Raw genomic sequence first — 12,188 nt, 5'->3', positions numbered from 1 at the left:
CGTCGCGTACCGCCTCGCCCGCCCGCGTCCCGGCCGCGGCCGCCTCAACCGCCGCCACCGCCGCCGGCGTGAATGCCGCCGCGGGTCAGCGCGGCCGGATCGAGCAGCCTGCGCAGTTGTTTCTCGCTCAGGCCGCTGTCTTCCAGGGCGATTTCCAATACCGGCCGGCCTTCCTTATATGCGCGCTTGGCGATCGCGGCGGCCTTTTCGTAGCCGATGATCGGATTGAGCGCGGTGACCAGGATCGGATTGCGGTCCAGCGCCTCGCGCACGTGCGCCTCGCGCACCTTGAGCCCGGCGATGGCGCTGTCGGCCAGCAGCGGCATCGCGCGCGCCAGCAGGCGGATCGAATCGAGCAGGTCGTAGGCGATCAGCGGCAGCATCACGTTGAGCTGGAAATTGCCGCTCTGCCCGGCCACGGTGATCGCGCTGTGGTGGCCGATGACCTGGGCGCAGACCATCGCCATCGCCTCGGGAATCACCGGATTGACCTTGCCCGGCATGATCGAGCTGCCCGGCTGCAGCGCCGGCAGTTCGATCTCGCCCAGGCCCGCCAGCGGGCCGGAATTCATCCAGCGCAGGTCGTTGGCGATCTTGGTCAGCGCCACCGCCAGCGCGCTGAGCTGGCCGGACAGTTCGACCGCGTCGTCCTGCGCGGCCAGGCCTTCGAACTTGTCGGCGGCCGATTCGAAACGCACCCCGCCGACCGCGCTGAGCGCCTTGGCCACGGCCTTGCCGAAGCGCGGGTCGGCGTTGATGCCGGTGCCGATCGCGGTGCCGCCGATCGGCAAGCGGCGCAGCCGCTTGAGCGCGTCCTCGATGCGCTGCTGCGCCGAATACAGCTGCGCGGCCCAGGCGCCGAACTCCTGGCCGAAGGTCAGCGGCATCGCGTCCATCAGGTGGGTGCGGCCGGTCTTGACCGTCTTGTTCAATTCCTTGGCCCGGCGCTCGATGGTCTTGCGCAGGTGCTTGAGCGCCGGCAGCAGGGTTTCGTGCACCGCCAGCGCCGCCGACACCCGGATCGCGGTCGGGATGGTGTCGTTGGAGCTCTGGCCGAGGTTGACGTGGTCGTTGGGGTGGATCGCGTGCTTGCCCGCGCGCGTGGCCAGGGTCGCGATCACCTCGTTGGCGTTCATGTTGCTCGAGGTGCCCGAACCGGTCTGGTAGACGTCGATCGGGAACTGCGCATCGAAGCCGCCGTCGGCGACCGCGCGCGCGGCCGCGGCGATGGCCTGCGCCGCGCCCGGTTCGAGCAGGCCGAAGCCGCCGTTGGCCTGGGCCGCGGCGGCCTTGATCAGGGCCAGCGCGCGGATGAATTCGCGCGGCATCGGCTGGCCGGAGATCGGGAAGTTCTGCACCGCGCGCTGGGTCTGCGCGCCCCACAGCGCTTCGGCCGGGACGCTGAGCTCGCCCATGCTGTCGTGTTCGATGCGGTAGCCCGCGGCCGCGCCGCCGGTCTTGGCCGCTGCGGCGCGTTCGCCGCGGGCCGGGGTCTTGCGTTTGCTCGCCATTGCCAACTCCGTTGAGTCGTGGGGGAACGCGCGTCCGCTCGGCCGCGCGTCGCTGAGATCGGTCGCGCGCCGCAGGCTGGGAGCCTGGAGACGCGGCGGCCGTGCTGGCTGGATTCCGCTGGCGGCGCCCATGATCGCCGCGGCTGCGATGGGCGTCGAGGGTTGGCGCGGTTTTCGCCCGACTTTGCGGGGTGCGGGCTGGCCGTTGCACGAGCGGCGCGAGCAGCGACCGCAGGGTTGCAGTTTGCGGCGCGAGTCCGTAACCCCGCGGTCGCGGCTCGCGCCGCTCCTACAGGCGGCGGCCGGCGGCTCCGGCACGTCCAGGCCGCAGGGGGTAGAATGGCAGGCTGTTTTCCTGCCCACCGCGTGCCATGTCCGCCGACTCCCAGACCACCCTGCTCGCCCTGTCCCCGCTCGATGGCCGCTATGCCGGCAAGGTCGATGCGCTGCGGCCGATTTTCTCCGAATTCGGCCTGATCAAGGCCCGGGTCAAGGTCGAGGTGGAATGGCTGCTGGCGCTGGCGGCCGAACCGGGCATCGCCGAGCTGGCGCCGTTTTCCGACGCCGCTGGCGCGCGCCTGCGCGCGCTGGCCGACGGCTTGTCGGTGGCCGACGCGGCGCGGGTCAAGGAGATCGAGCGCACCACCAACCACGACGTCAAGGCGGTGGAGTACCTGATCAAGGAACGCCTCAAGGACGACGCCGAACTCGGCCCGGCGCTCGAATTCGTCCACTTCGCCTGCACCAGCGAAGACATCAACAACCTCAGCTACGCGCTGATGCTGAACCAGGCGCGCCAGGACGTGCTGCTGCCCAAGCTCGACGAGCTGATCCAGAAGCTGCGCGCGATGGCCCACGAGCACGCGGCGCTGCCGATGCTCTCGCGCACCCACGGCCAGACCGCTTCGCCGACCACGGTGGGCAAGGAACTGGCCAACGTGGTCGCGCGCCTGCAGCGCCAGGGCGAAACCCTCGCCGGCGCGATCATGCCGGGCAAGATCAACGGCGCGGTCGGCAACTACAACGCTCACGTCGCCGCCTATCCCGATATCGACTGGACCGCGTTCTCGCAGCGCTTCGTCGCCTCGCTGGGCCTGGACTGGCAGCCCTACACCACCCAGATCGAACCGCACGACGGCATCGCCGAGGTCTGCGACGCGCAGCGCCGCATCGACACGGTCTGCGTGGACCTGTGCCGCGACGTGTGGGGCTACATCTCGCTGGGCTACTTCAAGCAGGCGGTCAAGGCCGGCGAAGTCGGCAGCTCGACCATGCCGCACAAGGTCAACCCGATCGACTTCGAGAACGCCGAAGGCAATTTCGGCATCGCCAACGCGCTGTTCGAGCATTTCGCCGCCAAGCTGCCGATCAGCCGCTGGCAGCGCGACCTCACCGACTCGACCGTGCTGCGCGCGCTCGGCACCGCGTTCGGCCATGCCCTGATCGGTTTCGACGCGCTGCTGCGCGGGCTGGGCAAGCTCAGCGCCAACCCCGAGCGGCTGGCGGCCGACCTGGACGCGTCCTGGGAAGTGCTGGCCGAGGCCGTGCAGACGGTGATGCGCCGCTACGGCCTGCCCAACCCGTACGAACAGCTCAAGGCGCTGACCCGCGGCCACGGCATCACCGAGGCTTCGATGCGCGAGTTCATCGCCTCGCTGGACCTGCCGGCCGCGGACAAGCAGCGGCTGCTGGCGATGACGCCGGGCAGCTACACCGGCCTGGCCGAGCGGCTGGCGCGGGAGATCTGATCCTGCCGCGGGGCGCGCTCGCGCGCCGCGCTTGCTGCGCGGGCGCGGCGACTGCGAATCCGCGGCTACGACGGAGCCTTCGCCGTTATCGCATTGGCGCGGTCGCGGCTCGCGCCGCTCCTGCAGGAAGAAACGAAGCCACGGCGCGGCGGCTGCAGGAGCGGCGCGAGCCGCGACCGCGAATCCGCAGCCACGGCGAAACCTACATCCCACGCGCTCCGCGGCCAGAAGCAAAAATCCGCCTTGCCGTTGCCACAATTTCTTTTTGATCCGCGCCGCATCCGAATACGCGATAGTGCTGGCCACGTCTCGATAAGGATTGCGCGCATGCGTTCGTTCACCGGTCGGCTGTCGGTTTCCATCGCTGCGTCGCTGCTCGCCGCCTGCGCGAGCGCGCCGCCGCACCTCGCCCAGTCCGCCGACGCCCACGCCTGCCCGGCCGAGCCGAACTGGGACGAACCCACCGCGCCGCGCCGCATCTACGGCAACACCTGGTACGTCGGCACCTGCGCGATCAGCGCGATCCTGATCACTTCCGACGCCGGCCACATCCTCATCGACGGCGTCACCGACACCGCCGCGCCGAACATCGAGGCCAACATCCGCGCGCTCGGCTTCGACCCCGGACAGGTGCGCTACCTCCTCAATTCGCACGAGCACATCGACCACGCCGGCGGCATCGCCCGGCTCGCGCGCGACACCGGCGCGCGCGTGGTCGCGCGCGAGCCGGCGGCGACCGCGCTGGAACGCGGCAAGGCCGACCGCGGCGATCCGCAGTTCCTCAGCGTGCCCGGCTTTCCGCCGGTGGCGAACGTGCAGCGCATCGACGACGGCGGCACGCTGCGGCTCGGCGCGCTGGCGCTGACCGCGCACGCCACGCCGGGCCATACCGCCGGCGCCACCAGCTGGACCTGGCGCTCGTGCGACGACGCCGGCCAGTGCCGCGACATCGCTTACGCCGACAGCCTCACGCCCTTCAGCGACAAGGTCTACCGCTTCAGCGACGAGGCCGCGCATCCCGGCGCATTGGCGGCGTACCGGCGCAGCATCGAAACCGTCGCGGCCCTGCCCTGCGACATCCTGCTGACCCCGCATCCGGGCGCGAGCGACCTGCTCGAACGCATCGGGCCGCATCCGCGCAAGCCGCTGGTCGATGCCGGCGCATGCCGCGCCTACGCCGCCGCCGGCGCGGCCAAGCTCGATGCGCGCCTGGAGCAGGAGCGCGCCCAGCCCGCACCGGCGCGCTGACCGCCGGCGCGCGCGGGCGGCGGCAACGACCACGCCGCCTTAGCAACCGCCCCCGCACACTGCGCGCAATCGTCCGCGGAGACTTGCGATGCAGTTGCTGATCAACATCGACGTCCCCGACCTCGACGCCGCGCTGGCGTTCTACACCCGCGCCTTCGGCCTGCACGTCGGCCGCCGCATCGGCGATGCGGTGGAGTTGCTCGGCGCGCCGTCGCCGTTCTACCTGCTGCACAAGCCCGAGGGCTCGCTCGGCGCCGGCCAGCAGGCGCGCGGTTATGCGCGGCACTGGACGCCGCTGCATCTAGACATCGTGGTCGACGACCTCGACGCCGCCCTGGCCAGCGCGCTGGCCGCCGGCGCGCGCCAGGAGGGCGAGGCGCGCAAGGCCAGCTGGGGCCGGATCGTGCAATTGTCCGATCCGTTCGGGCATGGCTGGTGCCTGCTGCAGTTCCTCGGCCGCGGTTACGACGAAATCGCGCAGTGAACCGCGTCGCCCGCTGCCGGGCCCGGGCGCTCTCACGGGCGTGCGACGCGACGTGCGACCCAGGTCGCAAGCCCGCATTCGCGCGGCGGATCGCCGCGCCGCCGCGGCCCGGTCCGCGCCGCCTGCGTCCGCGATGAGCGACAATATCGCTTTCATCTTCGCGCACCGCCGCAGCGCCGAACCGCCATGGCCACCCGTCCGCTCGACCCTTCCGCCCGCAAGCCCGCCCGCAAGCCCGCCGCAAAGGCCCGCGCCAACGCCGCCCCCACCCTCGTCGTCGATGCCGCCGCGCATCCGCCGCTGGGCATGCCGGCGCAGACCTTCCTCGCGCATTACTGGCAAAAGCGCCCGCTGCTGATCCGCAACGCCTTCCCCGGCCTGCGATCGCCGCTGCAGCCCGAAGACCTGGCCGGATTGGCCTGCGAGGAAGGCGCGCTGGCGCGGCTGATCCAGCACGACCGCGCGCGCGATCATTATTCGGTGCGGCACGGGCCGTTCGAGGAATCCGAATTCCCGGGCCTGCCGCAGCAGGACTGGACCCTGCTGGTGCAGGACGTGGACAAGTGGGACGCCGACGTCGCCGCGCTGCTGCCGGCGTTCTCGTTCCTGCCGCGCTGGCGCATCGACGACATCATGGTGTCGTTCGCCGCGCCCGGCGGCTCGGTCGGCGCCCACGTCGACCAGTACGACGTGTTCCTGCTCCAGGCCCAGGGCCATCGGCGCTGGCAGATCGACGCCCGGCCCAACCCGCCGCAGGGTTTCCGCGCCGACGCCGAACTCAAGCTGCTGCGCGAATTCGAGCCCAGCCACGACTGGGTGCTCGGCCCCGGCGACATGCTCTACCTGCCGCCGGGCGTGCCGCACCACGGCGTGGCCGAGGACGCCTGCCTGACCTTCTCGGTCGGCATGCGCGCGCCGTCGGCGGCCGAGCTGATGGGCGACTACATCGACACCCTCGCCGCCGACGCCGACGAGGCGCTGCGCTACACCGACCCGGACCTGGCCCCGCCGCGCGATCCCAACGAGATCGACGCCGCGGCGATGGAGCGCGTGGTGCAGGGCCTGAACGCGCTGCGCATGAACGACCCCGACCGCCTCGGCGACTGGTTCGGCCGCTTCATCACCGTCTACCGCGCCGCCGGCGAAGTGTCCGCGGGCGGCGCGCCGGCGCCGTCGCGGATCGAACTGGACTTCGCCCTGCAGCACGGCGCGACCCTGTGGCGCCACCCGTGGTCGCGCATGGCCTGGCGCCGCGCCCACGCCCGCGGCCGCGCCGCGCGCCTGTACGTGAGCGGCCAGGAATACGCGCTGCCGGCCAAGGACGCGCAGGCGCTGGCGGCCGCGGCCGAACTCGATCTGGCCGGCTATTCGGCCCTGTCCGAGGCCGGCCGCGCCTGCGTGCTGGAGCTGGTCGCCGGCGGCCATTACCGCCTCGGCCACGACGACGAGGCCGACGACGCGGGCGACGCCTTCGGAGACGAAGAAGAATGAGCCAGGCCCCGCCCGCCGGTTTTCGCGTGGTCGCGGTCGAGGACTACGCCGCCGCGTTGCCGGCCCTGCGCGCGGTGCGCGAGGCGGTGTTCGTGCGCGAACAGAACGTGCCGCTGGAACTGGAGCTGGACGCCGGCCGCGACCCGCAATGCCAGCACGTGCTGGCCTTCGACGCCGACGGCGCGCCGATCGGCACCGGCCGGCTGACTCCGGACCGGCGCATCGGGCGCATGGCGGTGCTGGCCGCGTGGCGCGGCCGCGGCGTCGGCGAGGCGCTGCTGCAGGCGCTGGTCGCGCGCGCCCGCGCGCTGGGCTGGCGCGAGGTGTCGCTGCACAGCCAGGCCAGCGCGATCGGTTTCTACGCCCGCCAGGGGTTCCTGCCGTTCGGGCCGCGCTTCGAGGAGGCCGGCGGGATCGAGCATCTGGCGATGTACCGCCTGCTCGGCGCGGCCAATCCGGTCGACGGCCGCGAGGCCGCGGCGGCGGCGCTGGCCGGGCTGCTGGCCCAGGCCCGGCGCGCGCTGTGGATCTGCAGCCGCGAGCTCGATCCCGGCCTGCTCGACCGCGCCGACGCGCTGGCGGCGCTGCGCCGTTTCGCCGTCGACGGCGGCCAGGTGCGGGTGCTGCTGCACGACCCGGCCGCGCCGCAGCGCGCGCTGGCGCCGCTGATCGGCCTGGCCCAGCGCCTGCCGACCGCGTTCGAGTTCCGCGCGGTCGAGGAAACCGTCGATCAGAACGACCCGGCCGCCTATTGCGTCAACGACCGCGAGGGCTGGTACTACCGGCCGCTGGGCCACCGTTTCGACGGCGAGACCCGCCTGGACGACGGCCCGCGCGCGCGCCAGCTGCGCGCCCGGTTCGAGCCGATGTGGGAACGCGCGCGGCCGTGCACGGAGTTCCGCGCGCTGGGGATCTGAGCCCAGGCGGCCGGCACTTGTAGCAGGGGCTTTTGTGGGAGAGGCCTTTGTGGGAGGGGCTTTAGCCCCGATGCTTTTGTCTCAGGTCGCAGCCATCTGAAAAAAGAGCATCGGGGCTGAAGCCCCTCCCACAAAAGCAAAAGCCCTGGGCTGTAGCCCCTCCCGTGGTAGCCCTTCCCCTAAAAGCCAGGGCCGGCCATCACAGGCCGCAGGCTCGCACCACCGTTACCTTGCCGCCCGGCGCCAGGTCGAACCGGCACACCACCCGGCGGCGGCTGTCGTAAGTCGCCACGCCGCGCAGTTCCACCCGCACGCCCGACGCAGTCGGCGTCAGCTTCGGCGCCGCCAGCGAGTAACTGCCGGGCGCCACCAGTTCGGCTTCATGCACGATCCGGGCCTGGCCGTCCTCACCGCCGTCGGCCTTCCACTGCGCCAGCACCCGGGTCGAGACGTGCTCGAAGCCCTGGCCGATGACGACGACGCGGTAGCCGCCCTCGCCGGCCTCGGCCTCGCTCCAGCGCCCGGCCTGGACCACCGCGTCCACGTTCGGGGCCACGTTCGGGGCCACATTCGCGCCCGGGGCCGGCGCCTGGGCGAAGGCCGGCGCCGCAACCGCGCACAGCGATGCCAGCCACAGCAGCGCCGGCGCGAGGACGCAGCGCGGATGGTGCGGGCCTCGCTGGCCGCCGCTCGCGAACCAGCGGCCGCGAGCGGCGTCGCGATGAAGATCGAGGCGGCTCATGGCGTCGACAACTTCGCCGAACGCACCCGCATCTCGAAATGGTCGCGCCCGTCCGCCCGCCGCTCCAGCAAGATCAGCTCGGTACCCGGCAGACGCCCGGCGGGCTCGGCGGCGGCCGCGGCCTGTTCGATCGCGCGCATGGACGCGGCGACGGCAGCATTGTTTTCGGCCGATCCGCTCAGCCACAGCAGCTCGCCCTCGGCGCGGACGCTGTCGATCCGGCACGAGGCCGGCACCAGGGCCTGGACGCGCTCGCGCAGGCTGGCCAACGAGGCCGGCGTCGCGGCCCGGGTCGGCTTCGCGGCCGCGGCGGCGGCGGCCTCGGCGGTGAAATCGGTTCCAGCCGCCCTGGCCTCGGCTTCGGCCGTGCGCCGCTGCGGATCGTCCTGGGGCGCGCAGCTCGCCAGCGCCGGGACCAACAGCAAACTCCATCGCATTGCGCCTGCGGACATGACGCCGGACTCCTTGTCGACCGGCGCCGATGATACGGCCGCAGCCAACGCGCGCGCCGGGCTGAGCGCACGCTAAACCGCGGCGGCCGGGCCCGCGGCTTGAAAGCGCCGGCGCTGTCCCAAGATTTTTGAGCGGATTCGCGCTGACGCCCCGCCCCGCCGGCGGCCTTGCCGGAACGGTCGGCTCGGCGGTCCGGCCCGGGCCGGGATCGGAAATCGAACCAAAACCGCCACATAGACGTAAGTAGTTATGCCTTTGCGCTTAACACTGCCGCTATAATTCCGAGCCTTGTCTGCGCCTGGCGCCCTGCGCGCGCGCGCCGACCCCATTCCCGTCCCCTAGAGTTTCCCGATAGCCATCGTGGACAGTCTCCTGAAGCAGTTCTCGCAGTCCTCGCAACTCGGCGCCAACGCCGCCTTCATCGAAGACCTGTACGAGCAGTACCTGGTCGATCCCGACAGCGTCGGGCCCAAGTGGAAAGCCTATTTCGACGGCTTCAAGGGCCGCGAGGCCGGCGATGTGCCGCACTCGGCCGCGATCGAAAGCATCACCCAGGCGGGCAGGAACGCCGCGCGCGGCGCGGTCGCCGCGGCCGGCGCGTCCTCGGGCAGCGACGAACGCGAGCGCATGGTCGGCAAGGTCATCACCGCCTACCGTTCGCGCGGCCACCTCGCCGCCGACATCGACCCGCTCGGCCTGCTGCAGAAGCCCGACGCGCCGGACCTGGCGCTGGGCTTCCACCGCCTGTCCGAAAGCGACCTGTCGGTCGAATTCTCGACCGGCGGCGTCGCCGGCAAGGAGCGGATGAAGCTCGGCGACCTGGTCGCCCTGCTCAAGGCGACCTACACCGGCCCGATCGGCGCCGAATTCATGCACATCGCCGACGCCGAACAGCGCCGCTGGATGTACGAACGCCTGGAAGCGGCCGGCGGCAAGTTCGGCCGCAGCGCCGCCGACAAGGCCCGCATCCTCGAGCGCCTGACCGCGGCCGACGGCCTGGAGCGGTATCTGGGCACCAAGTACGTCGGCCAGAAGCGCTTCTCGCTGGAAGGCGGCGACGCGCTGATCCCGCTGATGGACGTGACCATCCGCCGCGCCGGCGAGCAGGGCGTGCAGGACGTGGTCATCGGCATGGCCCACCGCGGCCGCCTCAACGTCCTGGTCAACACCCTGGGCAAGCCGCCGCGCAAGCTGTTCGACGAGTTCGAAGGCAAGTTCGACCACGACGAGCACGCCAAGAGCGGCGACGTGAAGTACCACATGGGCTTCAGCGCCGACGTCGCCACCCCGGGCGGCCCGGTCCACCTGGCGCTGGCGTTCAATCCCTCGCACCTGGAAATCGTCAACCCGGTGGTCGCCGGCAGCGTGCGTTCGCGCCAGACCCGCCGCGGCGACAACGGCCGCGCCCAGGTGCTGCCGGTGCTGCTGCACGGCGACGCCGCGTTCGCCGGCCAGGGCGTGGGCATGGAGCTGTTCCAGATGTCGCAGGCGCGCGGCTTCGCCGTCGGCGGCACCGTGCACATCGTCATCAACAACCAGGTCGGCTTCACCACCTCCGAGCGCCAGGACGCGCGCTCCACGCTGTACTGCACCGACGTGGCCAAGATGGTCGGCGCGCCGATCCTGCACGTGAACTCCGACCACCCCGAAGCGGTGGTGTTCTGCGCCGAGCTGGCGCTGGACTTCCGCCAGCGCTTCGGCCGCGACGTGGTCATCGACCTGGTCTGCTACCGCCGCCACGGCCACAACGAGGCCGACGAGCCGGCGGCGACCCAGCCGCTGATGTACCAGGTGATCCGCAAGCACAAGACCCCGCGCGAGCTCTACGCCGACCAGCTGATCGCCGAAGGCGCGATCAAGGCCGAGGATGCGCAGGCGCTGGTCGACGGCTACCGCAACAAGCTCGACGCCGGCGAGGTCACCACCGAACTGGTCGAGGTCAAGCCCGACGAGTTCACCATCGACTGGTCCAAGTACCTGCAGGGCAAGCTCAGCGATCCGGTCGACACCACCTTCGACCGCGGCAGACTCGACCAGCTCGCGGTCGAGATCAACGCGATCCCGGACAGCGTCAAGCTGCACCCGCGCGTGGCCAAGATCTATGAAGACCGCCGCAAGATGGCGGCCGGCGAGCAGCCGGGCGACTGGGGCTTCGCCGAGAACCTGGCCTACGCCACCTTGATCAGCGAAGGCTACAAGCTGCGCCTGGTCGGCCAGGACAGCGGCCGCGGCACCTTCTTCCACCGCCACGCGATCCTGCACGAGCAGAGCACCGACGAATACGTCATGCCGCTGCGCCGCCTGGTCAGGAACCCCTCCGACGTCACCATCATCGACTCGCTGCTGTCGGAAGAAGCGGTGATGGCGTTCGAGTACGGCTACTCCACCGCCGATCCGATGACCCTGGACATCTGGGAAGCGCAGTTCGGCGACTTCGCCAACGGCGCGCAGGTGGTGATCGACCAGTTCCTGTCCTCGGGCGAGGCCAAGTGGGGCCGCCTGTGCGGTCTGGCGCTGTTCCTGCCGCACGGCTACGAAGGCCAGGGCCCCGAGCACAGCTCGGCGCGCCTGGAGCGCTTCCTGCAGTTGTGCGCGCTGGAGAACATGCTGGTGTGCGCGCCGACCACCCCGGCCCAGGCCTACCACATGATCCGCCGGCAGATGCGCATGAGCACGCGCAAGCCGCTGGTGGTGATGACGCCCAAGTCGCTGCTGCGCCACAAGCTGGCGGTGTCGAGCCTGGACGAACTGGCGGGCGGCGAGTTCCAGCACCTGATCCCGGACAGCGCGGCCAACGTCAAGAAGGTCAAGCGCGTGGTGCTGTGCTCGGGCAAGGTCTATTACGACCTGTTCGAGCAGGCGCAGAAGGACGGCGTCGAAGACGTCGCCATCGTCCGCGTCGAGCAGCTCTACCCGTTCCCGCGCGAGGCCCTGGCCGCCGAGCTCAAGCGCTTCGCCGGCGCCAAGGACGTGGTGTGGTGCCAGGAGGAGCCGCAGAACCAGGGCGCGTGGTACCAGATCCGCCACCACCTGACCGCGTGCCTGGCGCCGAAGCAGGCCCTGCACTACGCCGGGCGCGCCCGTTCGCCGTCGCCGGCGGCCGGTCACCTGGCCGATCACGTCGCCGAGCAGACCAAGCTGGTCGCCGACGCGCTGGTCAATTCGCTGCACGGCGAGTCGAGCGCCGAGTAAGGCGCCGGCTCCACGCGAAGCGCCGGCGCCGCGAAAGGCGCCGGTCCTTCGCCGAACACCCAGATTCGAAATCTCCCTTTCAAGCACGTTCCAAGCACTCCAGGATGCCTGCCCCATGAGCACCGAGATCAAAGTCCCCGTTCTGCCCGAGTCGGTCTCCGACGCCACGATCGCCACGTGGCACAAGAAGCCCGGCGACGCGGTCAAGCGCGACGAGAACCTGGTCGACCTCGAAACCGACAAGGTCGTGCTGGAAGTGCCCTCGCCGGTCGACGGCGTGCTCAAGGAAATCAAGTTCGAGGAAGGCGCGACCGTGACCAGCCAGCAGCTGATCGCGATCGTCGAGGCCGGCGCCGCTGCCGCCGCGCCCGCTCCGGCCGCCAAGGCCGAAGCCGCCCCGGC

Annotated in this window: 10 protein-coding genes; 7 read left to right on the top strand and 3 right to left on the bottom strand. The window is 71.2% G+C overall.

Going from position 1 to position 12,188, the window contains the following annotated elements; all coding sequences use genetic code 11:
• Nucleotides 1–44: 44 nt before the first annotated feature.
• Complete coding sequence (locus tag A7A76_RS08060) at nt 45–1,511, bottom strand: aspartate ammonia-lyase (RefSeq protein ID WP_206410712.1); 1,467 nt, start codon at nt 1,509–1,511, stop codon at nt 45–47.
• A gap of 371 nt (nt 1,512–1,882) precedes the next feature.
• Here A7A76_RS08060 and purB point away from each other — a divergent pair, with 371 nt between their 5' ends.
• The 5 genes from purB to A7A76_RS08035 all read left to right on the top strand — a co-directional run bounded on the left by purB (nt 1,883) and on the right by A7A76_RS08035 (nt 7,399).
• Nucleotides 1,883–3,259 (top strand): adenylosuccinate lyase, encoded by a 1,377-nt coding sequence (gene purB, locus A7A76_RS08055; RefSeq protein WP_206410711.1) that lies wholly within the window; start codon nt 1,883–1,885, stop codon nt 3,257–3,259.
• Between the two features lie 327 nt (nt 3,260–3,586).
• Nucleotides 3,587–4,507 (top strand): subclass B3 metallo-beta-lactamase, encoded by a 921-nt coding sequence (gene bla, locus A7A76_RS08050; RefSeq protein WP_206410710.1) that lies wholly within the window; start codon nt 3,587–3,589, stop codon nt 4,505–4,507.
• 88 nt (nt 4,508–4,595) lie between these two features.
• Entirely contained in the window at nt 4,596–4,991 is a 396-nt protein-coding gene (locus tag A7A76_RS08045) for a VOC family protein (protein WP_074869930.1), read from the top strand.
• Nucleotides 4,992–5,177: 186 nt separating this feature from the next.
• Nucleotides 5,178–6,482, top strand: coding sequence for a cupin domain-containing protein (locus A7A76_RS08040; RefSeq protein WP_206410709.1), 1,305 nt, complete (start codon nt 5,178–5,180; stop codon nt 6,480–6,482).
• Entirely contained in the window at nt 6,479–7,399 is a 921-nt protein-coding gene (locus tag A7A76_RS08035; RefSeq protein ID WP_241200803.1) for a GNAT family N-acetyltransferase, read from the top strand. The genes A7A76_RS08040 and A7A76_RS08035 overlap by 4 nt, the downstream gene beginning before the upstream one ends.
• Before the next feature lie 199 nt (nt 7,400–7,598).
• Here the strand turns inward: A7A76_RS08035 and A7A76_RS08030 are convergent, their stop codons facing one another.
• Nucleotides 7,599–8,141 (bottom strand): hypothetical protein, encoded by a 543-nt coding sequence (locus A7A76_RS08030; protein WP_206410708.1) that lies wholly within the window; start codon nt 8,139–8,141, stop codon nt 7,599–7,601.
• Complete coding sequence (locus A7A76_RS08025; protein WP_206410707.1) at nt 8,138–8,593, bottom strand: hypothetical protein; 456 nt, start codon at nt 8,591–8,593, stop codon at nt 8,138–8,140. Before A7A76_RS08025 ends, A7A76_RS08030 begins: the two co-directional genes overlap by 4 nt.
• A gap of 361 nt (nt 8,594–8,954) precedes the next feature.
• Between A7A76_RS08025 and A7A76_RS08020 the strand changes: the two genes are divergently transcribed.
• On the top strand, nt 8,955–11,786 hold the full coding sequence (locus tag A7A76_RS08020) for a 2-oxoglutarate dehydrogenase E1 component (RefSeq protein WP_206410706.1): 2,832 nt from the start codon (nt 8,955–8,957) through the stop codon (nt 11,784–11,786).
• A gap of 115 nt (nt 11,787–11,901) precedes the next feature.
• A partial coding sequence (locus A7A76_RS08015; protein WP_343225300.1) for a biotin/lipoyl-containing protein occupies nt 11,902–12,188 on the top strand: 287 nt, incomplete at its 3' end.

It is taken from the genome of Lysobacter enzymogenes (genome assembly GCF_017168095.1).
In the GTDB taxonomy this organism is placed as follows: Bacteria; Pseudomonadota; Gammaproteobacteria; order Xanthomonadales; family Xanthomonadaceae; genus Lysobacter; species Lysobacter enzymogenes_D.
This window is presented reverse-complemented; position numbering and strand designations above follow the sequence as displayed.

Bases quoted from the DNA above. Each gene is read 5' to 3' on its own strand.
- A7A76_RS08060 (WP_206410712.1), bottom strand. From the start codon at position 1,511: ATGGCGAGCAAACGCAAGACCCCGGCCCGCGGCGAACGCGCCGCAGCG.
- purB (WP_206410711.1), top strand. From the start codon at position 1,883: ATGTCCGCCGACTCCCAGACCACCCTGCTCGCCCTGTCCCCGCTCGAT.
- bla (WP_206410710.1), top strand. From the start codon at position 3,587: ATGCGTTCGTTCACCGGTCGGCTGTCGGTTTCCATCGCTGCGTCGCTG.
- A7A76_RS08045 (WP_074869930.1), top strand. From the start codon at position 4,596: ATGCAGTTGCTGATCAACATCGACGTCCCCGACCTCGACGCCGCGCTG.
- A7A76_RS08040 (WP_206410709.1), top strand. From the start codon at position 5,178: ATGGCCACCCGTCCGCTCGACCCTTCCGCCCGCAAGCCCGCCCGCAAG.
- A7A76_RS08035 (WP_241200803.1), top strand. From the start codon at position 6,479: ATGAGCCAGGCCCCGCCCGCCGGTTTTCGCGTGGTCGCGGTCGAGGAC.
- A7A76_RS08030 (WP_206410708.1), bottom strand. From the start codon at position 8,141: ATGAGCCGCCTCGATCTTCATCGCGACGCCGCTCGCGGCCGCTGGTTC.
- A7A76_RS08025 (WP_206410707.1), bottom strand. From the start codon at position 8,593: ATGTCCGCAGGCGCAATGCGATGGAGTTTGCTGTTGGTCCCGGCGCTG.